Below are 26,382 nucleotides of genomic sequence, written 5' to 3'. Positions count from 1 at the left end.
CTTGCGTCTACATGCGGAGTCTCATATTTCGGACTGAATCGAGAAACCAACCCGGCGGTCCTCGTGCTATTCGATTTCAGCTTGTCGTCATACCCTTCACGACTTCTCGAGGTACTCGATCCGGTCGGAGTCCAGGGCGGCGGTCACCATGGAAGCGAGGGCGGGATGACCGTCGAGCGACGGATCGGAGTCGACGATTCCCTGAGCGAACTCCCTGGCGGACTCGAGGATGTCTCCATGGGCCATGAGGGAAAGCAGCCGCAGATTCGAGGTTGTGCCCGACTGCGCCGCACCGAGGATGTCTCCTTCACGTCTGGTCGCGAGGTCGAGTTGAGCCAGTTCGAACCCGTCGTTGGTCGCTGCCACCGCCGAGAGCCGCTCGTACGCCGGTCCCCCGGGATTGCTTCCGGTGACGAGGATGCACAGTCCCTGATGTTTCCCTCGACCGACGCGGCCACGCAACTGATGGAGCTGACTGACGCCGAACCGCTCGGCGTCGACGATCACCATCACCGTCGCGTTCGGAACGTCGACACCGACTTCGACAACGGTCGTACAGACGAGGACGTCGATGTCACCGACGTTGAACGCGCTCATCACCACGTCCTTTTCGTCGGAAGGCAGTCGACCGTGCAGCAACCCGACTCGCAGATCGGCCAGCGGACCACTCGACAGCTCTTCGAAGACGTCAACCGCCGACTTGGTCTCGGGCTGCTTCTCCTCGGTGAACTGATCTTCGCCTGCACCCTGCTCGCCGTCACCGATCCGCGAGCACACGACATACGCCTGACGGCCGTCGGCGACGTCCTCACGGATTCGTTCCCATGCGCGATCGACCCACTGCGGCTTCTGCTTCGCGGGCACGACACTGCTCTTGATCGGGGTTCGCCCACGTGGAAGCTCTCGCAGGGTCGAGACCTCGAGGTCGCCGAGCACGGTCATGGCGATGGTTCGCGGAATCGGCGTTGCCGTCATCACCAGCAGATGCGGACTCAGTCCTTCACGGGCACGTGATCGCAACTGATCACGTTGCTCGACGCCGAAGCGGTGTTGCTCGTCGACGACAACCATGCCGAGGTTGAAGAACTCGACGTTGTCCTGAATGAGCGCATGGGTACCGATGACGATCCCGGCGTCGCCGGTCACGGCTTCGAGCAGAGCTGCGCGCTTCGCAGCGACTGGCAGCGAGCCGGTAAGAAGGGCGATACGGGTGGAATGTTCGGCAGAACCGAGTTCACCACCTGCAGCCAGCGAGCCCATCATCTTGCGCAGTGATCGCGCGTGCTGATTTGCCAGGACCTCGGTGGGTGCGAGCAACGCGCACTGATAACCCGCATCGACGACCTGCAGCATCGCGCGCAGAGCCACGATCGTCTTGCCTGACCCGACCTCGCCCTGAAGAAGGCGGCTCATCGGGTGTGGGCGGGCAAGGTCGGTGGAGATCTCCTCCGCGACTGCTTGCTGTCCCTCCGTCAGAGTGAACGGGAGCATCTCCTCGAACTGGTCCGCGATCCCGCCGGCGACCGGAGCGCAGGCCGGAGCCACACGCTCGGAATTGTCGTGACGACGCATCGCGAGGACCAACTGCAGAGACAGCGCCTCGTCGAAACGCAGACGATCCTGTGCTCGTTCGATGTCTTCCTTGGTATCTGGCAGGTGAACGGTGCGCAGCGCCTCGTCCAAACCGATGAATCCGTGCTCGGCCCGAGTCTCGGCGGGCAACGGCTCCTCGATCGGATCGAGTTGGTCGAGCACTTGCCGCACGCACCGCATGATGGTCCAGCTCTCGACCTCGCGGGTCGCCGGGTACAGCGGGATCAATGCGCGGTCGAAGACGGACAGATCGAGTTCGGCGCCGGGATCCTGATTTGCGCGAGCCAGGCCCGCAAGGTCACCGGCTCCCTTGATGGACGCAAGCGGAACTACCGAATCCTCTTCGCCGACACGAGGTTCCGGGAGAATCAGGTAGCTCGGATGAGTGAGAGACCACTTGCCGCGGAAGTACTTCACCGTCCCGGAGAACATCGCCCGAACGCCGGGCTTGATGACGTGCCGCACCTTCTGCGGGTTGAAGAACGTGACGTCCACGGTCTGCGAATCAGTCGCCAGCGATACTCGCAACATCTGCCCCGGACGGTTCTTCATCTTCACGACGGCCGCCGACGCCACCCGCGCGATGATGGTGATGTGCTCACCCTCGGGCGGCTCCTTCTCGGCAAGCTCCTTGCCTGCCGACGCGTACCGGTGTGGGTAGTGACGCAGCAGGTCCTCGACGGTGCGGATCTCGAATGCCTCGTCGAGCGCGTCCGCGGTCTTCTTTCCCAGCAGCCGATCGAGTGGGTCGGCGAGCGTCGCCATCAGTTCCTCCAGCACAGTGTCGCGGTAAGCACATGTGTTCGTATATCAGCAGTCACCGACAGACCCGGTTCGATCACTCCACGCCCAACTGGAACAGGTCACCCGGCTGATCACCCTGATAGACGAGCACGTCGACGCCCGGGTGGTGCGCGACGACGTGCGCCTCGAGCTGCCCGGCCAGGTCGTCCGGCGCGTCTGCGCCCATGAGTAGGGTCACGAGTTCGCCACCGGATCCGAGCGCGAGGTCGACCAGTCGCGCACTCGACTCCGCGACGTCGGGACCGATGAGCACCACCTCGTGCCCCATCAGACCGATCGCGTCACCCGGATCACATGTCCCGACGTAGGTCAGCGAACGCTCGACCGCGATCCGCAACGATCCCCATCGCGTGGCGGCCGCCGCCTCGGACATCGTGAAGCCGTCGTCGGCGACGTTGCGCTGAGGGTCGTGAACGGCAAGTGCTGCCAGGCCCTGGACCATCGACGACGTCGACAGCAGCAGAACCTGGTGAAGCGGATCGCGTGCAGCAGCACTGACTGCGACGAGTTCCTGAGCGGTCAAAGCTCCGTTCGGAAGCACCAGAACTTCGCTGCGTTCCATTTGACGAATGCGGCCGAGCAGTTGTGCGCGTGTCACCGGCGCATCGTCGCACCGAAGAACCGTCGCACCCTCACTCTCGAACAACGCCGCCGCGCTGTCACCGGCAACGACGGCCAGTACGCCGCGCGCGCCGGCCCCGGGGAATCGCCTCTCCGCCCGTGCCACCAACTGGTCGCGTTCGTCGACGAGAAAACTGCTGATGCGAATACCGTGAACCTTCCCGGCCTCGAGGCCGGCTTCCACGGCTGCACCGGCATCGCAGCAATGCACGTGCACCGACCAGCCGCCGAAACCGTCGCTGACGATGACCGTCGAATCTCCGAGGACGGACAGCCGCGTGCGCAGCGCCGTCATGCGATCGTCGTCGGAGTCGTCGACGAGGTACATGACCTCGAAATCCTGTTCCGAGTGATCACCACATTCGATCGGGCTCTTGTGAGCCCAATCGTGATCGAATGCGCTGACGTCGACAACTGCGCTCGACCTCGGGTCCGGCGTCCCCAGATCTTCGCGAACCTGCGGCTTCCCGGTCAGCACCTCGACAAAGGCGTCGAGGATCAGAACCAGACCGAATCCCCCGGCATCGACCACCCCGGCGGACGCGAGAACGTCCAGTTGCTCCGGCGTCTTGTTCAGTGCGACCGCAGCGGCGTCGGCAGCGGCGGCAACCACGGATGCAAGATCCTCGCCGCTCGGTGTCCTGGTGTCGACGCACTCCTGCGCTGCTTCTCCCGATGCACGCAATACCGTGACGATGGTGCCTTCCACCAGATCGGAGACAGCCCGAGAGGCCAGCGTCGTCGCCGTGGTCAGCGAGTTCGCGAAGCTACGGCCGTCGATGTGCTCACCTTGAACGCTCTCGGCGATGCCCCGGATCACCTGGGAGAGGATCACTCCGGAATTACCGCGAGCACCGGACACGGCGCCTCGAGCCAGAGCGTTGGCGACGCGGCCCGCACTGCGGACGTCGTCCTCGATCGTCTCGGCGGAATCGAGTGCAGCCCGCATCGTGAACAGCAGATTGGTGCCGGTATCCGAATCAGGGATGGGAAAGACGTTGAGGTTGTTGATCTCACCGCGACGTTTCTGGAGGCTGTCGACCGCCCGGCGGGCCCAGCGCCGCAGCAGATGTCCGTCCGCGACGGATTCCGCTTCTTCGGCGACGCGTTGCACTTCCCCCACTGACGGTTCCCCTCGACGATGGAAAGACTGACGATGAAAAAGAGATCGGTGATCGGTGCAGTCGAGGGTAGTCCGACGCTTCTGCGCAACCGTCATTACCGGGCGGTTTGGCCATTCGGGCCGGAAGCGGTTACTCTTACACGGTTGCCTCGAACGGGCTACACGAAATAATGCTGCACTTTGTTTGTTGCTGATTGACTGTTTTCACGTTCGGCTGCACAGTGAGCGGTCAAGGATCAGTTCGAAGTCGAGTATATTCGGATTGTAATTCTGGCTGCCCTACCGTGTAGGGTAACCACTTCAATATTCATTTCTAACAAGGAGTTCGCGACTATGGCTGCCGTCTGCGACGTATGCGCCAAGGGGCCCGGCTTCGGTAAGTCGGTCTCGCACTCGCACCGGCGTACCAATCGTCGCTGGAACCCGAACATTCAGTCTGTTCGTACCGAGGTTGCCCCGGGTAACACCCGTAAGGTCAACGTGTGCACCTCCTGCCTGAAGGCAGGCAAGGTCGCTCGGGGCTGATTGCCCGAGCACAAACTATTGCAGGCTCTGCCCCCGTCACTTCGGTGACGGGGGCAGAGCTGTATCTATATCTATGTGGCTGTATCTATGTGTCCCCGTGTTTCGTATGGCTGTCGGACACCCGTAATGTGCGTTGAGTGACTTCCATCGATGACCTGAGCAAAGTGACCCTCGACGAGGGCGTACTCCGCATCACCATTTCCACCGCCGCCAACGGCACCTCCCTCGACGACGAAGGACTGGTTCAGGGCGCGCAGGCGCTCGAGACAGTCGGAAACGACATCGGGAGCATCCTTCTGGTCGGCGAAGGCGCAAACTTCTGTGCCGGCGGCAACGTCCGTGCGTTCGCCGCAGCCCCTGACCGCGGCGAGTACGTCGCCGAGGTTGCCCGCGTCTTCCACGTGTTCGTTCGCGCGCTCGACGCTGCGACCGCTCCAGTGGTGGCCGGGGTCCACGGATGGGCTGCCGGCGCCGGAATGAGCCTGGTCTGCCTCGCCGACGTCGCAATCGGCGGCACCGGCACCAAGCTTCGCCCCGCGTACCCCTCCATCGGTTTCACCCCGGACGGCGGAATGTCGTGGACGCTTCCACGCATCGTCGGCGTGGCACGCGCTCGCGAGATTCTTCTCAACGATTCGGTGATCGGTGGCGACGAAGCCGTCCGCCTGGGGATCCTCACCCGACTCGTCGGTGACGACGAGGTCCAAGAAGAGGCAGCTCGCCTCGCCCGCGCTCTGGCCAACGGACCGAGTACGTCGTACTCGGGAATCAAAGCACTGCTGCGTTCGTCGCGGACGAACTCGCTCGCCGAGCAACTCGACGCCGAAGCCGCGTCCATCGCCATCGCAGCGAACAGCCCGATCGGACGCGAGGGCGTCGACGCGTTCGTCGACAAGCGTCGGCCCGATTTCACTTCCGCAAAGCAGGCCTAGTCGAACTGCCGTGCCGAACGTCGCGACTCGACGTTCGGCAGGCCGGTTCGTGCAGACACCGTTCGATCAGCCCAGATTCCAGTCCACCGGGTCAGCTCCGAGTCCGGTCAAGAGTTCGTTCGCACGACTGAACGGGCGCGAACCGAAGAACCCGCGCGAAGCCGAAAGCGGTGACGGGTGCGCTGATTCGATGATCGGTGTGTCGCCCAGCATCGGCGCGAGAGTGGCCGCGTCACGACCCCACAAGATCGCCACCATCGGTGACGACCGCGCCACCAAAGCGCGGATAGCCTGCTCGGTCACCGGCTCCCAGCCCTTCTTACGATGAGAAGCGGCTTGACCCGGCTGCACGGTGAGTACGCGATTGAGAAGCAGCACACCTTGTTTCGACCACGGCGTCAGATCGCCGTTCGGCGGTATCGGCAACCCGAGATCCTGGTGATACTCCTTGTAGATATTACCGAGACTTCGCGGAACCGGCCGCACGTCCGGGGCAACCGAAAAGCTCAACCCGACAGCATGACCGGGCGTCGGATAGGGGTCTTGACCGACGATGAGCACCCGAACGTCGTCGAACGGATTCGTGAATGCACGCAAGACGTTCTCTCCCGCCGGCAGGTACTCCCGTCCCGCAGCGATCTCTTCGCGCAAGAACTTACCCATCGCGGAGATCTGCTCCGAGACCGGTTCGAGTGCCCGCGCCCACCCTGGATCGACGATCTCTGCAAGCGGCGCCATCAGTCGAGCCTGCGCAACGCGTCGCGGTAGTACGCCGCATTGGCTGCGTACATCTTGACGTTTCCGTCGAGGTGGCCGAGCGGAACTTCGTATCCCGCACGGACCTTGGCGGGGACACCGAGTGCCATGCTGCGCGGGGGAACCTGCATCTTGTTGGCCACCACCGCACCCGCGGCGACGATCGACCCCGTCCCGATCACCGTTCCGTTGAGAACAACTGACCCCGACGCGATCAGGCAATGGTCCTCGATGGTCGATCCCTCGATGTGCGCGTTGTGGCCCACGACGCAACCGGAACCGATGACAGTCGCATCGATGGCGGTGCAATGGATGACGGTTCCGTCCTGGATGTTCGATCCGATTCCCACCGAAATGGTTCCGTAGTCACCACGCAATACCGCTTGCGGCCAGATCGAGGTACCCGCTGCGAGAGTCACGGCGCCGATCACCACCGCGTCCGGGTGGACGTATGCGTCCGGATGAATGTCCGGAACTCTGTCTCCAAGTGCGTATACAGCCATGAAAGCAACCTATACCGCGGTGGTACCGGTGGTCGAAAAGCTGTGCCAGCCCCCGCCGCTCTCGCGAAGCGAACCGTCGACGCTCACGCCCGAACCGGCGGCAACCTCACCGATCACGATCCAACCCGACGGAATCTCGACCTCAGGCCCGAAAGTTGCTGCAAATCCGTGATCTTCACCACCGGAGAGGATCCAGTCCAGCGGATCGACGTCGAGCGCCTCGGCCGCCGATGCGACATCCGGTGAGGTCGGAACCGCAGCCGAGAAGATGTCGAACCGCGCGTGCGAGGCCTTTGCGAGATGTCGAAGATCCGCGATCAATCCGTCGGACACGTCCGTCATGGAATGTGCTGATTCTGCGGCGTCCCATGCCGATTGATACGGCGGATTCGGAACACGATGAGAGGCAAGCAAATCTGGAAAGCTTGCGGGCTTGTCGAGGAGCACGGCTTCGTCGAGCAGTAGTGCCAACCCTGCGGCCGAGCAACCGAACCACCCGGCGACCGCGATCTTGTCACCGATCTTTGCTCCCGAACGCAGAACTGCCGCACGGCCACCGAGATCGCCGAGCACGGTCACCGACACCACGATCACCGGTGACTGGACCAGGTCACCGCCGACCACACCGGCGCCCAGATCGGTTGCCGCGTCCCAGATTCCCGCGGAGATTGCGTCGACCACGTCGACGGGTGTCGAAGACGGGCACCCCAGAGACACCGTGAAGGCCGTCGGCCGCGCTCCCATCGAGACCACATCAGCAGCGTTCTGTGCCACTGCCTTCCGGCCGATGTCGCGTGGTGAAGACCAATCCATTCGGAAATGTCGACCTTCGACCAACATGTCGGACGAGACAACCACACGGCCGTCTCCGGAAGTCACGATGGCGGCATCGTCACCCGGCCCCAATTCAGTGGTGACCGGTTGGATTCGGCCGAGAAGAGATCGCGCGATCACGTCGAACTCCCCCACCTGCTCGACAGTGGGCTCCGACCCGAACTCCGATGATGCAGTGAACTCTGATGATGCAGTGAACTCCGATGATGCGATGAGTCTCTCCAATGCCGACGCAATTCGCTCGTAAGCGGCCTGCGGTACCTTCTAGCTGTGGTCGTGAATGCTTCTGCAAGCTCACGCGTGTGTCGGCAATCCTACCGATTCACCGACATGCTCTCAGAAGTGACAAGACCGCTGATCGACTGGACCAGGACCCGAGCGAAGAACTGAGCATGGCAGAAAACACCTCCACCGCAGACAACGCCGACATCGACCCCGACCGCGACGACGATCCGTCAGAGCGCCGCAGTCCGGCGCTGATCGCCACCGCCATCGCACTCCCGGTAGCCCTGATCGTCGGAGTAGTGATCGCGGCCGTCGTCGCGGGAAACAACCCTGAACTCTCGCCGGTTGCATTGGGACCCGTGCCGGCACCGGCAGCGGAGTCGCCGGCCTGCGTTTCCCTTCTCGGCGCGCTCCCCGACAAGATCGACGACTTCACGAAAGCCGAATTGGTAGAACCTGCTCCGGCCGGTGCGGCAGCGTGGCAGCGCAGCGAAGGAGAGCCGATCGTCTTGCGCTGCGGACTCGACCGTCCGTCCGAGTTCGACCAGGCTGCAGCACTACAGGTCGTGAACGGTGTCCAGTGGTTCCAGGTCTCGGGAACCGACATCGGTTTGGCAGCGAGCACTTGGTTTGCCGTAGACCGCGGTGAATACATCGGTATCACGATCCCCGACGGGACCGGTCCGACGCCGATTCAGGAAATCTCCGACACCATCACGGCGACTCTCGAACAGAAGCCTCTCGACCCGGCGCCGGTCGCGGTTCCCTGATCAGCGAAGGCCGGTGCCGCGAGCGACGGCGGTGTCGACCAGAGTCGAAATCAAAGTGCGGTAATCGATTCCGGTGGCGTTCCACATCTTCGGGTACATCGAGATGGAAGTGAACCCGGGCATCGTGTTGATCTCGTTGATCACCGGGCCGTCAGCCGTGACGAAGAAATCGACCCGCGAGAGTCCCTGGCAATCGAGTGCCTTGAACGCGCGGACAGCAAGCTCCCTGATCTGATCGCTCACCGACTCGTCGAGTTTCGCGGGGATGTCGAATTCACAGACGTCGTCGAGGTACTTGGTGTCGAAGTCGTAGAACGCGTCCGAATCGGCGTCGGAATCCGGCATCCGGATCTCGGCGACCACACTCGCCTTGACGTCGCCGTTCGGGAATTCGAGGACGCCGCATTCCACCTCGCGGCCGATGATCGCGCCTTCGACGATCACCTTGGGATCATGCAGGCGTGCATGAGCGATCGCCCCGTCCAGACCGTCCCAATTGCTCACCCGAGTGATGCCGATGGACGAGCCTCCACGAGCGGGCTTGACGAAAACCGGAAGGCCCAATTCCGCCTTCTGCTCTTCGGTCAGCGTTGCGGTTCCCGGTCGAAGCACGACCTGCACTCCGACGGGAAGTCCTTCAGCAGCAAGAAGCTTCTTCGTGAACTCTTTGTCCATGCCGGCGGCGCTGGCCAGAACTCCGGGTCCGACGTACGGAACCCCGGCAAGTTCGAGCAGACCCTGGATCGTGCCGTCTTCGCCGTAAGCCCCATGAAGAACGGGGAACACGACGTCGACCGACGCGAGCACAGCACCGGCGTCGGAGCCGTCGAAGGAGATGACCTCGCCCTCGCGGGTGGGGTCCGCGCTGAGGACCACCGACGTTCCGTCTTTGTCGACCGACGGCAGCGCGCGCCCGCTGATCGCGAGGGAACTGGGGTCGCTCGAACCGAGCACCCAGGAACCGTCGACGGTGATGCCGATCGGTACGACGTCGTACCGATCGGGGTCGAGGTTGCTCAGGACGCTTCCGGCGGAAACACAGGACACTGAATGCTCATTGCTCCGGCCACCGAAGATCACGGCCACGCGGGTACGACTGCTGTTCACGCGTCAAACCGTACCGCCGAATCGACTGCGGCACGCGATCGGGCCGGACCGATTTCGTCGACCCGGCCCGTTTACGCGTCGAGTGCGCGCTCGATGTCGGCCAGGAGATCGGCGGTGTCCTCGATGCCACAAGCGATTCGGACAAACCCCGCACTGACCGGATCGCCCCAGCGCGCACGGCGATCCGCCGTCGTGTGGATCCCGCCGAAGCTGGTAGCAGCCGTGACGAGAGCGCTCGCCTCGACGAACGAGTGGAAGGCCTGAGCCGAATCCAACTCGACGCTCACCAATCCGCCGAATCGATTCATCTGACCGGATGCCGTTGCATAGGACGGGTCACCGCGAAGGCCGGGGTAACGAACGGACCGGACTGCTTTGTGATTTACCAACATCTCGGCAAGCGCCAGCGCGTTGTCGCACTGACGCCCGAATCGCAGGCCTGCCGTGCCGAGGCTCCGGTGCGCAAGCCACGTCTCGAAGGGGCCGAGCACCGTTCCCGAGAGAAGTCGCTCACGCTCGATTCGCCGACTCACTGCCGCATCGGAGGTGGCGACGTAACCCATCAGGAGGTCACTGTGCCCGCTGAGAGCCTTGGTACCGCTGGCCACCACGACGTCGGCACCCAATTCGAGCGGGCGCTGACCCAGCGGTGTCGCGGTCGTGTTGTCGACGATCAGCAGCGCACCCGAACGGTGGCACACGTCGGCGAGCACGCGAAGGTCGACCACGTCCAGCACCGGGTTGGACGGCGTCTCGGCGACGACGACCACGCGGCCCGGTGACGCGTCGAGCAGATCTACGAAGCTCACGTCGCCCATCTGCAGAGTCGAAACCTCGCGAACGGTGATTCCCAACGGCGCGAGGCGCTCGTTCGCGTACAACCGCACTTGGTAGTACCCGTCCGAGGGCACGACGACGGTATCCCCCGCGACGAGGACGCTGCGCAAGGTAGCGGTGATCGCGGACATCCCCGATCCCATGACGAGGGCGTGGTCCGCTCTCTCGAGCGCCGCGAGCGCGGATTCGAGTCCCCGCCAACCCGGGTTCGACGCACGTGCATAGGTATCGGACTCGGAACCTTCGTCCGCCGAAAGTTGGTACGGCGCAGCGAATATCGGGCCCAGTTGCATGGGCTGACCCGCGGCGTGTTCGCGCGCGACGGCGCTCACGCTGCGCGTCGAATCCCCGTAATCCTCGAAGCGACCCACACCGATTTCACTCATTCCGGCTTCGTCCGGCGTCCGAGCAACTGACCGATCGCATCGCTGACGGCCATGCCTTCGTGGCACACCCGGTGGACCGCGTCGGTCAACGGCATCTCCACGTCGTATCCGGCAGCGAGTGCGCGTACCGACGTGCACGACTTCACGCCCTCGGCGACCTGACCGTTGGTTGCCTTCTGTGCCGACTCCATCGACCCGCCTCGTCCGAGCCGCTCTCCGAACGTCCGGTTTCGCGACAACTCGGACGTGCATGTCGCTACCAGGTCACCGACACCCGCCAAGCCTGCAAGAGTCGACGCCTTGGCGCCGAGCGCAACGCCGAGACGAATCGTCTCGGCGAGCCCACGGGTGATGATGCTGGCGACCGTGTTGTCGCCGAATCCACTGCCGGCGGCCATGCCGCAGGCCAGCGCGATCACGTTCTTACACGCACCACCGATCTCGCATCCGATGACGTCGGAGTTGGTGTACGGCCTGAAATAGCCGGTAGCACAAGCATCCTGGAGAGCGAGGGCACGCGAGGAATCCGAACAGGCGATCACCGTCGCCGCGGGTTGCCCGCCGGCGATCTCGTGTGCAAGATTCGGGCCCGAGAGCACCGCGACGCGCCCCGGTTCCACGCCCGTCACCGACACGATGACCTGGCTCATGCGCATGAGCGTCCCGGTCTCGATACCCTTGGCCAGACTCAGCAGAGTCGCATCGGGCCCGATCGAGCCTTTCCACTGCTCCAGGTTTGCTCGTAGCGACTGCGAGGGAACCGCCAGCACGATGAAGTCAGCACCTGCCATCGCCTCCTCGTGGTGGTGGGTCGCGCGAATCGACGAAGGCAAAGCAATGCCTGGCAGATAGTCGCTGTTCTCGTGCGTGGTGTCGATGCGCTTCGCGACCTCTTCACGCCTGGCCCACATCGTCACGTCGGTTCCGGCCTCGGCCATCACCTTCGCCAACGCCGTTCCCCACGAACCTGCGCCCAATACAGCTGCCTTACTCACACGCTCACCCCGTCTACCCGGCGAAGCGGGTCGCCGCCAGAAAAATCGTCTGCACAGAGTATCGCCTGTGGTGCACTGCGGTGGGCAGCCGCGGACACCGAGCGTGATGACTGGCAAGATCGAGGGATGGACAGCGCGGAACCCCCGTACCCACACGCCGTGGAGACACCGCATGCGCGCACGGAGATCGAACGCCCCATGCATGCGATAGTGGCCGTCAAGTCCTTGAGATCGGCCAAGTCCCGCCTCGCGGGCGAACTCGACTCGGACGCGCGTGCAGACCTCGTGTTGGCCATGCTTCACGACACCCTCGCCACAGTTGCAGCCGTCTCGGCCATCGACAGCGTCACAGTGGTCACCCCGGACCCCACCGTTGCCGCCCTTGCATATTCCGTCGGCGTGACGGTCTACGCCGATCCAGCTCCCGACGGCGCCCGAACCAACGGCGCAACACCGCGCACGGAGGAAACCCTCAACGCGGCGTTGAGTGCAGCGGCCGCCGATATCCGAGCCAAGCGCGGAGTGGTCGACCTCGTTGTGCTGCAAGCCGACTTGCCCGCCATGCAACCGAGCGAACTGACGGAGGCCGTGGCCGCGGCCCGAAGCGGCGGACGTTCAGTCGTCGTCGATCACCACGGCACCGGCACTTCCGCATTGTTTGCGTGCGGCGAAAGCGCACTCGACCCTCGGTTCGGGCCGGAATCCGCACTTGGACATGCCAATTCAGGTGCTCGTCCACTCAACGGCCAATGGCCGGGACTGCGCACCGACGTCGACACCCATGCCGATCTCGGCACTGTGAGAGCACTGGGAGTAGGCCCCGCGACATCGGCTTCGTTGACCAGACTCAAGGCCACGCCGTCGAACAGTCGATGAATTTTCTTTCATCGATTGTCGGACCGCGCGATTGTGGGGGATGATCGACGAGTGAGCAATGGCGAAGCACTCGAAAACCGTATTTCCGAAGACCAGTCGGACGGAGACCACAGCTCCGGCCGGCACGAGAACGGCGCGGCCACCTCGCCGCGATCTCAGGCCGTCGCGGTCGCCACCAACATCCCGGGCGCTCCCCCTGCAGCTACCAAGGCAGAGCTACCCGAATTGCTCGTCGGACTTCCCGAGGATCGTTACCTCAACCGCGAACTCAGCTGGCTCGATTTCAATGCCCGTGTTCTCGCATTGGCCGCCGACGAGTCACTGCCGTTGCTCGAACGCGCAAAGTTCCTCGCCATCTTCGCTTCCAATCTCGACGAATTTTTCATGGTCCGGGTCGCCGGACTCAAGCGCCGCGACGAGACGGGACTGTCGGTCAGGTCCGCCGACGGCCTCTCCCCACGCGAACAATTGGCGCTCATCGCGCGTCGCACCCAGGAACTCGCCGACAAGCACGCACACGTGTTTCTCGACTCGGTCCGCCCTGCCCTGGCGGCAGAAGGCATTTCAATCGTTCGATGGGCCGACCTCAGTGCCGACGATCACGGCCGGCTCTCGGCGCATTTCCACGAGCAGGTCTTCCCGGTACTGACGCCGTTGGCAGTCGATCACGCCCACCCGTTCCCCTACATCAGCGGACTGAGCCTCAACCTCGCCGTGACAGTGAAGGACTCCGTCACCCGCGGCGAACACTTCGCTCGCGTCAAGGTTCCCGACAACGTCGGCCGGTTCGTGCGAGTCAAGAGCACGACATCTTCGTCCACCATCGATTCTTTCCTCCCGATGGAAGAACTGATTTCGGCTCATCTGGACGTGCTGTTCCCCGGAATGGAAATCGTCGAACATCACGCTTTCCGAATCACACGCAACGCCGATTTCGAGGTCGAAGAAGATCGGGACGAGGATCTGCTGCAGGCACTCGAACGTGAATTGGCGCGTCGTCGTTTCGGTTCACCCGTTCGCCTCGAAGTTGCCGACGACATGACCGAGCACATGCTCGAACTGCTTCTGCGTGAACTCGACGTCGATCCGGCCGACGTGATCGAGGTTTCCGGTCTCCTCGACTTGTCCTGCCTCTGGCAGGTTTACGCCGTCGACCGCCCCGCTCTCAAAGACGCTCCGTTCGTCCCGGCGACGCATCCGGCGTTCGGTGAACGCGAGACTCCGAAGAGCGTGTTCTCGACCCTGCGCGAAGGCGACGTGCTCGTCCACCACCCATACGACTCGTTTTCCACAAGCGTTCAACGCTTCATCGAACAGGCCGCCGCCGACCCCCAGGTGCTCGCGATCAAGCAGACCCTGTACCGCACTTCCGGCGACTCCCCCATCGTCAATGCACTGATCGACGCCGCCGAAGCGGGCAAGCAGGTTGTCGCGCTGGTGGAGATCAAGGCCCGCTTCGACGAGCAGGCCAACATCAAGTGGGCACGCAAACTCGAGCAGGCCGGCGTTCACGTCGTCTACGGTCTCGTCGGTCTCAAGACTCACTGCAAGACGTGCCTCGTCGTCAGACGAGAGGGCTCGACCATTCGTCGTTACTGCCACATCGGCACGGGCAACTACAACCCGAAGACCGCGCGCATGTACGAGGACGTCGGATTGCTCACCGCAGCACCGGAGATCGGTGCAGACCTCACCGACCTCTTCAACTCGCTGACCGGATACTCCCGAAAGACGAGCTACCGCAACCTTCTCGTAGCGCCGTACGGGGTTCGCCGCGGGATCATCGAGCGGATCGACAACGAGATCGCGCACAAGCTCGCAGGCCGCGATGCCGGTATCCGCTTGAAGGCCAACGCATTGGTCGACGAGCAGGTCATCGACGCGTTGTACCGCGCGTCCAAGGCCGGTATCCCCGTCGAGATCGTGGTTCGCGGAATCTGCGCGCTCAAGCCGGGCGTTCCCGGCCTCAGCGAAAACATCGAAGTACGTTCCATTCTCGGACGCTTCCTCGAACACTCGCGAATGTTCCATTTCCGCTCGGCCGACGAATTCTGGATCGGCAGCGCAGACATGATGCACCGCAACCTCGATCGCCGCGTCGAGGTCATGGTGCAGGTCAAGGACCCGAAACTGTCGAAGCAACTCGGTGACATCTTCGACTCCGCACTCGATCCCCGAACTCGCTGCTGGGTACTGCATCCGGACGGGAGTTGGGTCGCTGCCCCCGAACGCGGTGAGGACGTACGTGAGCATCAACAGTCGTTGATGCGCAGCCGCACCGCCAGCGGGTCTTGACGGGCTCGGATCACACAATGAGCGACAAGCCGGTCAAAGCCAACATCTTTGCCGCAGGCGCGGTTCTGTGGCGGAAGGCTCCTCAGGATCCTTCCGCCATCGAGATCGCCGTCGTACATCGACCGAAGTACGACGACTGGTCATTCCCCAAAGGAAAGCTCGATCCCGGCGAGACCTTCTTGACCGCAGCAGTTCGCGAGGTCCGCGAAGAGACCTCGATCACCGGACGTTTCGGAAGGCACCTCGGTGGCGTGACGTACCCGATCCCGGGACATCGCAAACTCAAACGGGTCGAATACTGGTCGGCCGAAGCAGTGGACGGAGATTTCGGGCCGAATAGCGAAGTGGATGTTCTCTATTGGCTTCCGGTCACCGAGGTAGCCGATCATCTTTCCTACCCGATGGATCGAATGATTCTTCGCCGCTTCGTTTCCCTTCGGCCTGACACGAAAACGGTATTACTCGTCCGCCACGCAAAAGCTGGAAGCCGTAAGCGATACAAGGGCGACGACAATCTGCGTCCACTCGACGCCAAGGGCAAAGAGCAATCCGCCGCCTTGGTCGAACAGCTGAAAATCTTCGGAGCCGATGCGGTTTTCGCGGCTGACCGTACGCGCTGCATCGACACTGTGATGCCATTGGCGGAGGCATTGGGTGTAGAGATTTCGACGGAACCTCTTCTGACCGAAGAAGGTTACGAGGCCGATCCCGACGCCGCCAGGGCGCGTGCGCTGCAGATCGCCGCACTGGAGGGCACTCCCGTAATCTGCAGCCAAGGAGGCGTCATCCCCGATTTGATGCGCTGGTGGGCTGATACGGCCGGTGTAACACTGCCCTCGGCGCGCAACCGTAAGGCGAGCACTTGGGTGCTCTCGTTCCTCGACGGCCGTCTGGTAGCCGCGGATCACCTCGACAGCCCGCTCCCCAAAGTCGCCAACTCCTGAGGGATTTGGACCAACCGACCCCCAGCTCGATTCGGTAGTTTTGCAAAGCACTGAAACACAGGAGAATTCACACTTCTCCCAGACAGCAAAAAAGAGGTGCAGCCGCGGATCTGATCCGCGGCTGCACCTCTTTGTCTTACGGCATCGGGTTTTTCACCCGAACGCGACTACTTTGCGCGCTTGGCCGGAGCCTTCTTGGCCGGAGCCTTCTTGGCTGCGGTCTTGGCGGGGGCCTTCTTGGCCGGAGCCTTCTTGGCCGGAGCCTTGGCTGCGGTCTTGGCCGGAGCCTTCTTGGCGGGAGCCTTGGTGGCAACCGTCTTCTTGGCTGCGGTCTTGGCCGGAGCCTTCTTGGCGGGAGCCTTCGCGGCAACCGTCTTCTTGGCTGCGGTCTTGGCCGGAGCCTTCTTGGCCGGAGCCTTCTTGGCTGCGGTCTTCTTGGCAGCAGCCTTCTTGGCTGCAGCCTTGGTGGCCGGTGCTGCTACGCCACGCTTGACTGCCGGGCCGGTGGCCGGAAGCTTCTGTCCACCAGCGATAACAGCCTTGAACTGCGCACCCGGACGGAACGCCGGAACCGACGTCGGCTTGACCTTGACGGTCTCGCCCGTACGCGGGTTGCGTGCAACACGTGCTGCACGACGACGCTGCTCGAAGACTCCGAAGCCGGTGATGGTCACGCTCTCGCCACGGTGGACGGCGCGGACGATGGTGTCCACGACGTGCTCCACTGCGTCGGTCGCTGTGCGCCTGTCCGAACCCAGCTTTTCAGTCAGAACATCGATGAGCTCTGCCTTGTTCATTGAAATTCCTCCGCTAATTGTGGTCCACCGTCGGACCGACTGAGAACCACGGTAAACCTGATAACGGCAAGAGTCTATGTGCCACGCCAATTCTCATTCAACGTGACTGCGAAATGGTGACCTATTTCTCTTCCCGCGCGGAGTTGCGGATTTCGGTTCAGCCCTGCGAAATTCGGGCTGGAAGGGTAGTCGGTTTCCATGAAGGCCTTGACTTTTCGAACTCGGAAATCGCGTCTACCTGCCGCAATGTCAGTCCGATGTCGTCGAGACCCTCCAGCAGACGCCACCGTGTGTAGTCGTCAATATTGAACGGCACCACCGTAGTTCCGGCGCTGACGGTCCGATTCTCGAGATCTACTGTCAATTCCAATCCGGGCTGCTCTTCGAGCAACTTCCAGAGCAATTCGACGTCGCTCTGCTCGACCTGTGCCGCTACGAGACCGGCTTTTCCGGCGTTTCCGCGGAAGATGTCGGCGAACCGGGATGCGATGACGACCCGAAATCCGAAGTCGGAGAGAGCCCACACGGCATGCTCACGCGAAGAGCCCGTGCCGAAATCGGGACCGGCCACGAGGACACTTCCCTCGTCGTACGGAGCCAGATTGAGAATGAAGTTGGGGTCGGTACGCCAGCCTGCAAACAGCCCGTCCTCGAATCCGGTGCGCGTCACCCGTTTCAGGTACACGGCAGGGATGATCTGGTCGGTATCGACATTCGAGCGTCGCAGCGGGACGCCGATACCCTTGTGCGTGGTAAAGGATTCCATCGAAATTCTCCTCGAGATGGTAAGTGGGTCAGACCAGATCGGCCGGTGCCGAGAGCGTTCCGCGGACCGCCGTGGCAGCCGCGACGAGCGGGGAAACCAGATGGGTCCGGCCGCCTTTACCCTGTCGGCCTTCGAAATTCCGGTTGGACGTCGATGCCGAACGCTCGCCGGGAGCAAGCTGGTCAGGGTTCATTCCCAAGCACATCGAGCAACCGGCCTGGCGCCATTCAGCCCCTGCCGCTGTGAAGATTTCACCGAGACCTTCGCTCTCGGCTTGAGCCCGCACCCGCATCGAGCCGGGAACGATGAGCATCCGAACGCCCTCTGCCACATGGCGACCCTCGAGCACCTCCGCCACTGCGCGCAGGTCTTCGATTCGTCCGTTGGTGCACGATCCGACGAACACGGTGTCGACAGAAACATCCCGAAGCGGCATACCGGCGTCGAGACCCATGTAGGTGAGCGCCTTCTCGGCTGCCTGACGCTCGCTCTCGTCGACGATCAGTTCGGGATCAGGCACACGGTCGCCGAGCGGCGCACCCTGTCCCGGATTGGTTCCCCACGTGACGAAAGGCGTCAATGCGCTTGCGTCGATGTGAACCTCGTTGTCGAATTCCGCGCCCTCGTCGGTCTTGAGCAACTCCCACGCGGCGACGGCTTCGTCCCACTCTGCGCCGGACGGTGCATGCGGACGGCCCTTGATGAACTCGTAAGTGGTCTCGTCCGGTGCGATCATGCCCGCGCGGGCTCCGGCCTCGATCGACATGTTGCAGATGGTCATACGAGCTTCCATCGACAGTTTGCGAATGGCCTCGCCGCGGTACTCCAGTACGTAGCCCTGGCCGCCGCCGGTGCCGATCTTGGCGATGACTGCGAGGATCAAGTCCTTGCTCGTGACGCCGGGAGGCAGCTCGCCGTCGACCGTGATCGCCATGGTCTTGAAGGGGCGCAACGACAATGTCTGCGTTGCCATCACATGCTCGACCTCGCTGGTGCCGATTCCCATTGCGAGCGCACCGAATGCGCCGTGCGTCGACGTATGACTGTCGCCGCACACCACGGTGGTTCCGGGCTGCGTCAGGCCGAGCTGCGGTCCGACCACATGAACGATGCCTTGGTCGAGATCGCCCATGCGGTGCAAGCGAACTCCGAACTCCTCGCAATTTCGGCGCAAGGTGTCGACCTGAGTCTTCGACACGGGATCTGCGATCGGCTTGTCGATGTCGATCGTCGGAACGTTGTGGTCCTCGGTGGCGATCGTCAGGTCGGGACGGCGCAACTGGCGTCCCGCCAGGCGAAGTCCGTCGAATGCCTGGGGGCTCGTCACTTCGTGAACGAGGTGGAGATCGATGTAGATGAGGTCGGGATCCTGCCCCTCCCCTTTCACGACAACGTGGTCGTCCCACACCTTCTCGGCGAGAGTGCGTGCTTTCTGTGCCATGTCTTCCACCTCTGTACGTAGCCTCGCGTCGGCGGACTACGGGCTGGCCCGCCGCGCGTGAAGTAGGTCCCCAGCCTTCACAGCAGATGCAGACTGTCCCGAGGAAATGCGCTATCCCTCCAGGAAATGCGGTAGCATCCCACTATGCGAGAAACTGGTATCGACCTATGAGACAGCATAGCGGCATCGGCGTCCTGGACAAAGCAATGGGCGTGCTTCATGCAGTAGCTGAGGAACCGTGCAGCCTCACCGAACTCTGTGCACGAACCGGTTTGCCACGCGCGACCGCCCATAGACTCGCCGTCGGTCTCGAAGTCCATCGACTCCTCACTCGCGACTCGGACGGTCAGTGGTGCCCAGGGCCCGGACTCGCCGAACTCGCTGCCACCGCTAATGATCCACTCATTGCTGCGGCCGGACTCATCCTCCCCCGCCTTCGCGAAATCACCGGCGAAAGCGTCCAGCTGTACCGTCGCGAAGGCACACAACGCATCTGCGTCGCGTCGATGGAACCACCGACCGGCCTGCGTGACACGGTGCTCGTCGGAGCCCGACTGCCGATGAACGCCGGATCCGGCGCCAAGGTCCTTCTCGCATGGGCAGATCCACAAACCCAACGGACCGTCCTCGCCGATGCGTCCTTCGGCGAACGAGTGCTCCTCGAGGTTCGCCGGCGCGGCTGGGCACAGAGCGCAGCCGAACGTGAGCCGGGTGTCGCCAGCGTCGCGGCTCCCGTCCGAGACTCGGCAGGCGCTGTCATTGCCGCGATTTCGGTCTCCGGCCCCATCGATCGGATGGGTAGACGACCGGGAGCTCGCTGGGCGGCGGACCTTCTCGCAGCTGCCGAAGCGCTCCACAAGCGTCTGTAATTCGTGACACAGTAAGGCCTTCAGATCCTCGAGCACGTAGGAGTACGACGCGACCATGGCAGGAAAGCAGCGTAGTCAGATCACGATGACCGAGGCCGAAATCTCGAGCTTCGTCGAAAAGAACCGTACGGCAACGATGGCGACGTTGAGCGCCGACGGAATGCCTCACCTGATCGCGATGTGGTTCGCGATAGTCGACGGCGAAATCTGGTTCGAGACCAAAGCCAAGTCGCAGAAGGCCGTCAACCTTCGCCGGGACTCCCGAATGTCCGTCCTGATCGAAGACGGTCAGACGTACGACACGCTCCGAGGAGTCTCGATGGAGGGTACCGGGGTCATCGTCGAAGATCCGGAAGCCCTCTTCGCTGTGGGAATCAGCGTCTGGGAGCGATACACGGGCCCGTACACCGACGATCTCCGCCCGGCCGTCGACGCGATGCTCCACAAGCGCGTCGCGGTACGGTTCGTTCCCGATCGAACTCGTTCGTGGGATCACCGCAAGCTCGGGATGCCTGCGATGCCTCTTTCCGGCTCTACCGCACCGCCGCCGCAGCCCTGAGATTCGTGAGCGGAAAAATCACGAGCAATCGAATTCGGGCCGGCGTAGTTTCACCAACAGGCCCAACAACAAGGAGTGAGCATATGAGCGATCTCGACAGCAACACCCCGTCCGAACCCGAATCCCAATCGGAGGAAACCAAACGAAAGTTCCGTGAGGCCCTCGAACGGAAGAATCATCAGAACGCCAAATCGACCGACCATCGCGACGGACAGTCCAAGGTCCACAACACGCATGGCCCGGCCGATCACAAGCGAGAGTTCCGCCGTAAGAGCGGATAACCGATCGCGGACAACAGAGTGAGATGACGATCACCCCCAGTCGAATTCGACTGGGGGTGATCGTTTTTCGCATCGCCGGAAACATTTCCCGCACATACGAAAAGACCCCCCGATCAATGATCGGAGGGTCTTTCCTTTGTAGCCCCGACGGGATTCGAACCCGCGCTACCGCCTTGAGAGGGCGGCGTCCTAGGCCGCTAGACGACGGGGCCAGGACACGCTTTTTAAACGTGGTATTTCAGTCTTGCTCTTGGATGCTCAGCAAGCTTAGCTTGTCTGAGTCCGGCCACAAAATCGACCGGATTTCCGCTGGGGTACCAGGACTCGAACCTAGAATGGCGGTACCAGAAACCGCTGTGTTGCCAATTACACCATACCCCAAGGTCTTGCTCACCAGCCTTGCTCGATCCGCTTCGCTGTTGTGCTCGGCGGCTCGTCTCCGGCCGAAAAGAAGATTACCAGTACCCCTGCCCCAAATACCAAATCGTATGGTCACAGGAGGTTTTTGCTTCATTTTCGGCCGGAAGACCGTCCGATCTAGGCGGTTACCGCTGCCCTACCGGCGCGCAACCGAGCGAGCGAGACCTCACGACCGAGCAATTCCATCGACTCGTACAGCGGAGGGCTGATGTGAGAGCCCGTGATCGCGACCCGAACCGGAGCGAAGGCCTTACGCGGTTTGAGCTCCAGATCCTCGATGAGGGCCTTCTTGAGTGCTTCCTCGATACTGGCCGCCGACCACTCTGAGATGGCATCGAGCGCCGCAAGAGACGCGTCCAGAACCGGACCGGCATCTTCCTTCAAGTTCTTTGCCGTCGCGGCCGGATCGAGAGCAAACGACGCCTCGTCGACGAACAGGAATTTCAGCAGATCCCACGCGTCGGACAGGACGACGATGCGCGTCTGCACGAGGTCCGCCGCAACAGTGAACGTCGCTTCGTCGACGTCGGCGCCGATGTGTCCGTGCTCCACCAGGAACGACTTCAGACGACCGGCGAAGTCGGCCGGCTCGAGCAGACGAATGTGCTCGGCATTGATCGCGTCGGCCTTCTTCTGGTCGAAGCGGGCAGGATTGGAGTTGACCTTGGAGACGTCGAAGGCCGCAACCATCTCGTCGAGCGAGAAGACATCGTGATCGTCGGCGATGCTCCACCCGAGCAGAGCCAGGTAGTTCAGCAATCCCTCGGGAATGAAGCCCCGATCGCGGTGGATGAAGAGGTTGGACTCGGGATCGCGCTTGGAAAGCTTCTTGTTGCCCTGACCCATCACGAAAGGCAAGTGCCCGAACGACGGTGTGAAATCGGCGACACCGATACGAATCAATGCCTCGTACAACGCGAGCTGACGCGGAGTCGAGGACAGCAGATCTTCGCCGCGCAGTACATGGGTGATCTTCATCAACGCGTCGTCGACCGGGTTGACCAAGGTGTACAGCGGAATGCCGTTGCCGCGAGTCAGCGCGAAGTCCGGAACGGTGCCTGCCTTGAACGTGGTCTCGCCCCGCACCAGGTCGTTCCAGGTCAGATCATGATCGGGCATCCGGAGGCGGACGACGGGCTTGCGCCCCTCGGCGATGTAGGCAGCGCGCTGCTCGTCGCTGAGCTCGCGATCGAAGTTGTCGTATCCGAGCTTCGGATCGCGTCCGGCCGCCTTGTGTCGCGCTTCGACCTCCTCGTTCGTCGAGTAGGACTCGTAGGCCTCGCCCGCGGCCAGCAACTTGGCAACAACGTCGAGATGCAGGTCGCGACGCTCGGACTGGCGATACGGTGCGTGCGGCCCACCGACCTCCGGGCCTTCGTCCCAATTGAGCCCCAACCAGCGGAGGGCGTCGAGGATGGCCTGGTAGGACTCTTCACTGTCGCGCTGCGCATCGGTGTCTTCGATACGGAACACGAATGTGCCGCCGTGGTGTCGTGCGAATGCCCAGTTGAACAAGGCGGTGCGCACCAAACCCACGTGCGGGGTTCCGGTGGGTGACGGACAGAAACGGACGCGTACTTCGCTGTTGGTCATGGCTCACTTGGCTCGGCGATGATGGATGGTCGTACTACAGGTTAGTCCGGCAGCCCTTCCTCCATCCGGCCGATCACTTACCCGGCAGGACGTTGATGCGTGTCATGTCGCCGTCGTAGTAGGCCAGCAGTCGCTTGTCCATGACCTTTCGCCACAGCGGCGGCACCCACGCGCAGACGATCATGACTGCGTAACCCGCTGGAAGTTGCGGCGCTTCGGCCGCACTTCGCAGGCTCTGGTACCGCAGACGCGGATTCGCGTGATGGTCGCTGTGACGCTGAAGTTGATAGAGGAACAGATTGCTGACGACGTGGTCGCTGTTCCAGCTGTCCTCGGGCGAGCACCGGACGTACGAGCCGTCAGGCCGCTTCGCACGTAGCAAGCCGTAGTGCTCGAGATAGTTAGCGGTCTCGAGGAACGTGAAGCCTGCAATTGCCTGAACGGCGAGCCACGGCGCAATTTCCCAGCCGAACGCGGCGATCAGACTGCCGAACAGAACCACACTCATCGCCCACGCGTTCAGGATGTTGTTGCGGTAACTCCACGTCCGTCTCCCCTGACGCCTCAGACGAGCGCTTTCGATCCGCCATCCCGAGCGCAGGCCGCCGATGACGCTGCGAGGCAAGAAGAACCAGAAGTTTTCCTTGTACCGCGAGCTGGCCGGATCCTCCGGCGTCGCGACGCGGACGTGATGACCATGGTTGTGTTCGACGTAGAAATGGCCGTAGAAGGACTGCGCGAGCGCTACTTTCGCGAGCCACTTCTCGAGCTTCTCACTCTTGTGCCCCAATTCATGCGCCGCGTTGATCCCCACACCGGCAACCACGCCGGCAGTCATCGCGAGCGCGAACTTCTCCCCCGCCGCCATCGGCGCGTTCACCCAACACCACGCGACGAACACCAGCCCGACGTATTGGAGGGGCAGGAACAAGTACGTGCACCAGCGGTAGAAACGATCCTCTTGCAATTCAGGGATCGCTTCGTCCGGTGGGCTGTTACCGTCCTCGCCCGCCAGGAGATCGATCAGGGGAATGACGATGACGATCAGCCACGCCCCGATGGCCCAGAAGAGCCCGAGACTGAATTTGTCGACCAGGAACCACGCAGCGAACGGGCTGAGAGGAACCAGCAAACCCAGTGGCCACAGGTAGCGCTTCTTGTCTCGCCACACCGGCCGCTGCCCGTTCCGCGCTTGCCCTGCCGCTGTCCGGGAGGCTTCCGCGAAGGTCGTCATGTATCACCGCGTTTCTGCGCAATCCACTCGATTGCCCCATCGGCTTCTATCCAGTTATCGGTCACCCTACTGCTCAGCGTTACATTTCAGGGAATTTGGTCTGTTACGGGCCGCGACAGCAAACCGTATGGCGAACTCTCCCAAACTGGCCAAATCCGACATAACGCCAGGAGGATCAGAGGCGAAGCTTCGCCTGGGTCATGAAACCCGCAGGTCAGTCCCGGAGCCTGATTTCTTCGAGTCGGTTGGCAATCCCGATCAATCCACTGGCGATAGTTACCATCTTGCAACTTTTCTGCGACAGACACCTCTCGACCTCACACCACGACGGAGGCCCCATCCGGTTGGATGGGGCCTCCGTAGTCGCGTGACTGAACGAACCGGGTCAGATCAGCTCTTGGCGGTCACCGGGTTCGTGAGCGTGCCGATCCCCGAGACCGTGACCGACACGGAATCGCCGTCGACGATCGGGCCTACTCCGGCGGGGGTGCCGGTGAGGATGACGTCGCCAGGCAAGAGAGTCATCACCGCCGAGATCCACTCGATGATCTTCGGAATGTCGTGGAGGAGAAAAGCCGTGCTGCTGTCCTGCTTGACCTGGCCGTTCACCTCGGTCTTGATATCGACGTCGGACGCATCCAGACTGGTTTCGATCCAGGGGCCGAGTGGGCAGAAAGTGTCGTGGCCCTTCGCGCGCGTCCACTGCCCGTCGTGACGCTGATGATCTCGCGCCGACACGTCGTTGGCGATCGTGTAACCGAGGACCACGCTCAACGCCTTCGCCGCCGGAACGTCCTTGCACGGTTGACCGATGACGACCGCGAGTTCACCCTCGAAGTGCACCTCGTTCGAGGTGGGAGGCAAGACGATCGGGGCACCCGGGCCAACTATGGACGTGTTTGGCTTGAGGAAGATCACGGGGTCCGCGGGAGCCTCTCCGCCCATCTCCGCGATGTGATCTGCATAATTCTTGCCGATGCAGATCACCTTGCTGGCGAGAATCGGAGCCAGCAGACGAACATCGGCGAGCGGCCAACTTCGGCCGGTAAATGTGGGGTTCCCGAACGGGTGCTCCGCAATTTCCTTGGCGACGAGGGCATCCTCTTCACCTTCGATACTGACGAACGCAACACCATCGGGACTGGCAATTCGACCAAGACGCATGCCGGCCAGTCTATCGGGGTGCCGGAAACGACTGACGCGCGCAAGCCGCAAGGCTTACGCGCGTCAGTCTCGTGAAAGAATTCCTTACAGCGCTGCAGTGATCCGGTCGCCGATCTCCGTTGTGGAGATGGGACCTTCGCCGCGGGTAGCCAGGTCGGCAGCGACCACAGCCTCGACCCGAGCGGCGTCGTCCTCGCGTCCGAGATGGCGAAGAAGCAGTGCGGCCGAGAGGATCGCGGCGGTGGGATCAGCGATTCCCTTGCCGGCGATGTCCGGAGCACTGCCGTGTACGGGCTCGAACATCGACGGGTTGGTACCCGAGGCATCGATGTTTCCGCTTGCGGCCAAACCGATGCCACCGGTTACGGCGCCGGCGAGGTCGGTGATGATGTCACCGAAGAGGTTGTCCGTGACGATCACGTCGAAGCGCGACGGGTCGGTGACCATGTAGATCGTGGCCGCGTCGATGTGGCAGTACGCGGTTTCGACGTCCGGGAACTCGGCACCGACGGTCTCGATTGCACGCGTCCAGATTGCGCCCGCGTTGGAGAGCACGTTGGTCTTGTGAATCAAGGTGAGGTGCTTGGACCGGGTCTGCGCCAAGGCAAATGCGTAACGCACCACGCGCTCGGCACCGAACCAGGTATTGATCGACACCTCGGTTGCGATCTCGTGATCGGTGCCGACGCGGATCGCTCCACCGTTTCCGGTGTACGGACCCTCGGTGCCTTCACGAACCACGACGAAGTCGATCTCCGGCTGGGCCGCCAACGGCGACAGCGCACCCGGATACAGCTGTGCGGGGCGAAGGTTCACGTGATGATCGAGCTGGAAGCGCATGTTCAGCAGCAGACCACGCTCGAGGATGCCGGGTGCGACGATCCGCGGATCACCGATGGCGCCCAACAGGATTGCGTCGTGCTGACGAATCTGGTCCAGCTCGTCCGCCGGAAGCAACTCGCCGGTGGCGTTGTAGCGACGGGCACCGAGATCGTATTCGGTGGTTTCCAGATCCGGAACCAACTTGCCGAGCACCTTGAGCGCTTCGGCTGTGACCTCGACGCCGATTCCGTCACCCGGAATGACCGCAAGCTTCATGGAGTCCTCATCTCAGTAGAGCTGTGCGCCTTTA

Annotated in this window: 24 protein-coding genes and 2 tRNA genes; 9 read left to right on the top strand and 17 right to left on the bottom strand. The window is 62.6% G+C overall.

Going from position 1 to position 26,382, the window contains the following annotated elements:
- Positions 1-96: 96 nt before the first annotated feature.
- Entirely contained in the window at positions 97-2,358 is a 2,262-nt protein-coding gene (recG, locus tag M0639_RS11705; RefSeq protein WP_003942757.1) for an ATP-dependent DNA helicase RecG, read from the bottom strand.
- Between the two features lie 73 nt (positions 2,359-2,431).
- Positions 2,432-4,141 carry a DAK2 domain-containing protein gene (locus M0639_RS11700; RefSeq protein ID WP_050656645.1) on the bottom strand — a complete coding sequence of 570 codons (1,710 nt, stop codon included), beginning with the start codon at positions 4,139-4,141 and terminating at the stop codon, positions 2,432-2,434.
- 333 nt (positions 4,142-4,474) lie between these two features.
- On the opposite strand from M0639_RS11700, the gene rpmB reads away from it, so the two are divergent.
- Together rpmB and M0639_RS11690 are read left to right on the top strand one after the other, a co-directional pair.
- Entirely contained in the window at positions 4,475-4,666 is a 192-nt protein-coding gene (gene rpmB, locus M0639_RS11695) for a 50S ribosomal protein L28 (RefSeq protein WP_003942669.1), read from the top strand.
- Positions 4,667-4,803: 137 nt separating this feature from the next.
- Positions 4,804-5,598 (top strand): enoyl-CoA hydratase-related protein, encoded by a 795-nt coding sequence (locus tag M0639_RS11690; RefSeq protein ID WP_003942812.1) that lies wholly within the window; start codon positions 4,804-4,806, stop codon positions 5,596-5,598.
- Between the two features lie 66 nt (positions 5,599-5,664).
- Here the strand turns inward: M0639_RS11690 and M0639_RS11685 are convergent, their stop codons facing one another.
- From M0639_RS11685 to M0639_RS11675, 3 genes are read right to left on the bottom strand one after another with little or no spacing between them, the layout of a single operon-like run.
- Positions 5,665-6,336, bottom strand: coding sequence for a uracil-DNA glycosylase (locus tag M0639_RS11685; protein WP_020907272.1), 672 nt, complete (start codon positions 6,334-6,336; stop codon positions 5,665-5,667).
- Positions 6,336-6,857 carry a gamma carbonic anhydrase family protein gene (locus M0639_RS11680; RefSeq protein ID WP_007729328.1) on the bottom strand — a complete coding sequence of 174 codons (522 nt, stop codon included), beginning with the start codon at positions 6,855-6,857 and terminating at the stop codon, positions 6,336-6,338. The genes M0639_RS11685 and M0639_RS11680 overlap by 1 nt, the downstream gene beginning before the upstream one ends.
- Before the next feature lie 9 nt (positions 6,858-6,866).
- A complete protein-coding gene (locus M0639_RS11675; RefSeq protein ID WP_197486141.1) occupies positions 6,867-7,916 on the bottom strand; it encodes a thiamine-phosphate kinase in 1,050 nt (349 codons plus the stop codon).
- A gap of 77 nt (positions 7,917-7,993) precedes the next feature.
- Here M0639_RS11675 and M0639_RS11670 point away from each other — a divergent pair, with 77 nt between their 5' ends.
- Positions 7,994-8,686, top strand: coding sequence for a DUF3515 domain-containing protein (locus M0639_RS11670; protein ID WP_082893104.1), 693 nt, complete (start codon positions 7,994-7,996; stop codon positions 8,684-8,686).
- On the opposite strand, the gene M0639_RS11665 is transcribed toward M0639_RS11670, so the two are convergent.
- The 3 genes from M0639_RS11665 to M0639_RS11655 all read right to left on the bottom strand — a co-directional run bounded on the left by M0639_RS11665 (position 8,687) and on the right by M0639_RS11655 (position 12,011).
- Positions 8,687-9,793 carry a D-alanine--D-alanine ligase family protein gene (locus tag M0639_RS11665; RefSeq protein ID WP_042450837.1) on the bottom strand — a complete coding sequence of 369 codons (1,107 nt, stop codon included), beginning with the start codon at positions 9,791-9,793 and terminating at the stop codon, positions 8,687-8,689.
- Positions 9,794-9,864: 71 nt separating this feature from the next.
- Positions 9,865-11,016, bottom strand: coding sequence for a cystathionine gamma-lyase (locus M0639_RS11660; protein WP_064073712.1), 1,152 nt, complete (start codon positions 11,014-11,016; stop codon positions 9,865-9,867).
- The gene (locus M0639_RS11655) at positions 11,013-12,011 is read right to left on the bottom strand and encodes an NAD(P)H-dependent glycerol-3-phosphate dehydrogenase (protein WP_030535420.1); all 999 of its coding nucleotides are present in this window, start codon (positions 12,009-12,011) and stop codon (positions 11,013-11,015) included. Before M0639_RS11655 ends, M0639_RS11660 begins: the two co-directional genes overlap by 4 nt.
- A gap of 126 nt (positions 12,012-12,137) precedes the next feature.
- On the opposite strand from M0639_RS11655, the gene cofC reads away from it, so the two are divergent.
- From cofC to M0639_RS11640, 3 genes are read left to right on the top strand one after another with little or no spacing between them, the layout of a single operon-like run.
- Complete coding sequence (gene cofC / locus M0639_RS11650; protein ID WP_080552786.1) at positions 12,138-12,887, top strand: 2-phospho-L-lactate guanylyltransferase; 750 nt, start codon at positions 12,138-12,140, stop codon at positions 12,885-12,887.
- Between the two features lie 51 nt (positions 12,888-12,938).
- Positions 12,939-15,182 (top strand): RNA degradosome polyphosphate kinase, encoded by a 2,244-nt coding sequence (locus M0639_RS11645; RefSeq protein ID WP_003942685.1) that lies wholly within the window; start codon positions 12,939-12,941, stop codon positions 15,180-15,182.
- 17 nt (positions 15,183-15,199) lie between these two features.
- The gene (locus tag M0639_RS11640; protein ID WP_063316587.1) at positions 15,200-16,126 is read left to right on the top strand and encodes a bifunctional NUDIX hydrolase/histidine phosphatase family protein; all 927 of its coding nucleotides are present in this window, start codon (positions 15,200-15,202) and stop codon (positions 16,124-16,126) included.
- Positions 16,127-16,293: 167 nt separating this feature from the next.
- Here M0639_RS11640 and M0639_RS11635 read toward each other — a convergent pair whose 3' ends face one another.
- The 3 genes from M0639_RS11635 to leuC all read right to left on the bottom strand — a co-directional run bounded on the left by M0639_RS11635 (position 16,294) and on the right by leuC (position 19,139).
- Entirely contained in the window at positions 16,294-16,923 is a 630-nt protein-coding gene (locus M0639_RS11635; RefSeq protein WP_007729339.1) for an HU family DNA-binding protein, read from the bottom strand.
- 157 nt (positions 16,924-17,080) lie between these two features.
- On the bottom strand, positions 17,081-17,689 hold the full coding sequence (gene leuD, locus M0639_RS11630) for a 3-isopropylmalate dehydratase small subunit (RefSeq protein ID WP_064073714.1): 609 nt from the start codon (positions 17,687-17,689) through the stop codon (positions 17,081-17,083).
- A 28-nt stretch (positions 17,690-17,717) separates the two neighbouring features.
- Positions 17,718-19,139: a 3-isopropylmalate dehydratase large subunit gene (gene leuC, locus M0639_RS11625; RefSeq protein WP_003944727.1), complete on the bottom strand. Its 1,422-nt coding sequence runs from the start codon at positions 19,137-19,139 to the stop codon at positions 17,718-17,720.
- A gap of 158 nt (positions 19,140-19,297) precedes the next feature.
- Here leuC and M0639_RS11620 point away from each other — a divergent pair, with 158 nt between their 5' ends.
- The 3 genes from M0639_RS11620 to M0639_RS11610 all read left to right on the top strand — a co-directional run bounded on the left by M0639_RS11620 (position 19,298) and on the right by M0639_RS11610 (position 20,839).
- A complete protein-coding gene (locus M0639_RS11620) occupies positions 19,298-19,999 on the top strand; it encodes an IclR family transcriptional regulator (protein WP_007729342.1) in 702 nt (233 codons plus the stop codon).
- Positions 20,000-20,054: 55 nt separating this feature from the next.
- Positions 20,055-20,558, top strand: coding sequence for a pyridoxamine 5'-phosphate oxidase family protein (locus M0639_RS11615; protein ID WP_042450844.1), 504 nt, complete (start codon positions 20,055-20,057; stop codon positions 20,556-20,558).
- Positions 20,559-20,641: 83 nt separating this feature from the next.
- Positions 20,642-20,839 (top strand): DUF5302 domain-containing protein, encoded by a 198-nt coding sequence (locus M0639_RS11610; protein ID WP_007729345.1) that lies wholly within the window; start codon positions 20,642-20,644, stop codon positions 20,837-20,839.
- Between the two features lie 139 nt (positions 20,840-20,978).
- On the opposite strand, the gene M0639_RS11605 is transcribed toward M0639_RS11610, so the two are convergent.
- From M0639_RS11605 to M0639_RS11580, 6 genes are all read right to left on the bottom strand, one after another.
- A tRNA-Glu gene (locus M0639_RS11605) sits at positions 20,979-21,051 on the bottom strand.
- Positions 21,052-21,148: 97 nt separating this feature from the next.
- A tRNA-Gln gene (locus M0639_RS11600) sits at positions 21,149-21,220 on the bottom strand.
- A gap of 156 nt (positions 21,221-21,376) precedes the next feature.
- Positions 21,377-22,852 carry a glutamate--tRNA ligase gene (gltX, locus tag M0639_RS11595; protein ID WP_047271269.1) on the bottom strand — a complete coding sequence of 492 codons (1,476 nt, stop codon included), beginning with the start codon at positions 22,850-22,852 and terminating at the stop codon, positions 21,377-21,379.
- A 73-nt stretch (positions 22,853-22,925) separates the two neighbouring features.
- Entirely contained in the window at positions 22,926-24,086 is a 1,161-nt protein-coding gene (locus M0639_RS11590) for an alkane 1-monooxygenase (protein ID WP_030535413.1), read from the bottom strand.
- A 390-nt stretch (positions 24,087-24,476) separates the two neighbouring features.
- Positions 24,477-25,250 (bottom strand): fumarylacetoacetate hydrolase family protein, encoded by a 774-nt coding sequence (locus M0639_RS11585; RefSeq protein ID WP_003944722.1) that lies wholly within the window; start codon positions 25,248-25,250, stop codon positions 24,477-24,479.
- A gap of 84 nt (positions 25,251-25,334) precedes the next feature.
- Positions 25,335-26,348, bottom strand: coding sequence for a 3-isopropylmalate dehydrogenase (locus M0639_RS11580; RefSeq protein WP_003944691.1), 1,014 nt, complete (start codon positions 26,346-26,348; stop codon positions 25,335-25,337).
- Positions 26,349-26,382: the final 34 nt, after the last annotated feature.

The organism is Rhodococcus qingshengii JCM 15477, from assembly GCF_023221595.1.
Lineage (GTDB): Bacteria > Actinomycetota > Actinomycetes > Mycobacteriales > Mycobacteriaceae > Rhodococcus_F > Rhodococcus_F qingshengii.
The sequence above is the reverse complement of the archived record's forward strand: the minus strand, read 5'-3'. Positions and strand labels throughout refer to the sequence as shown.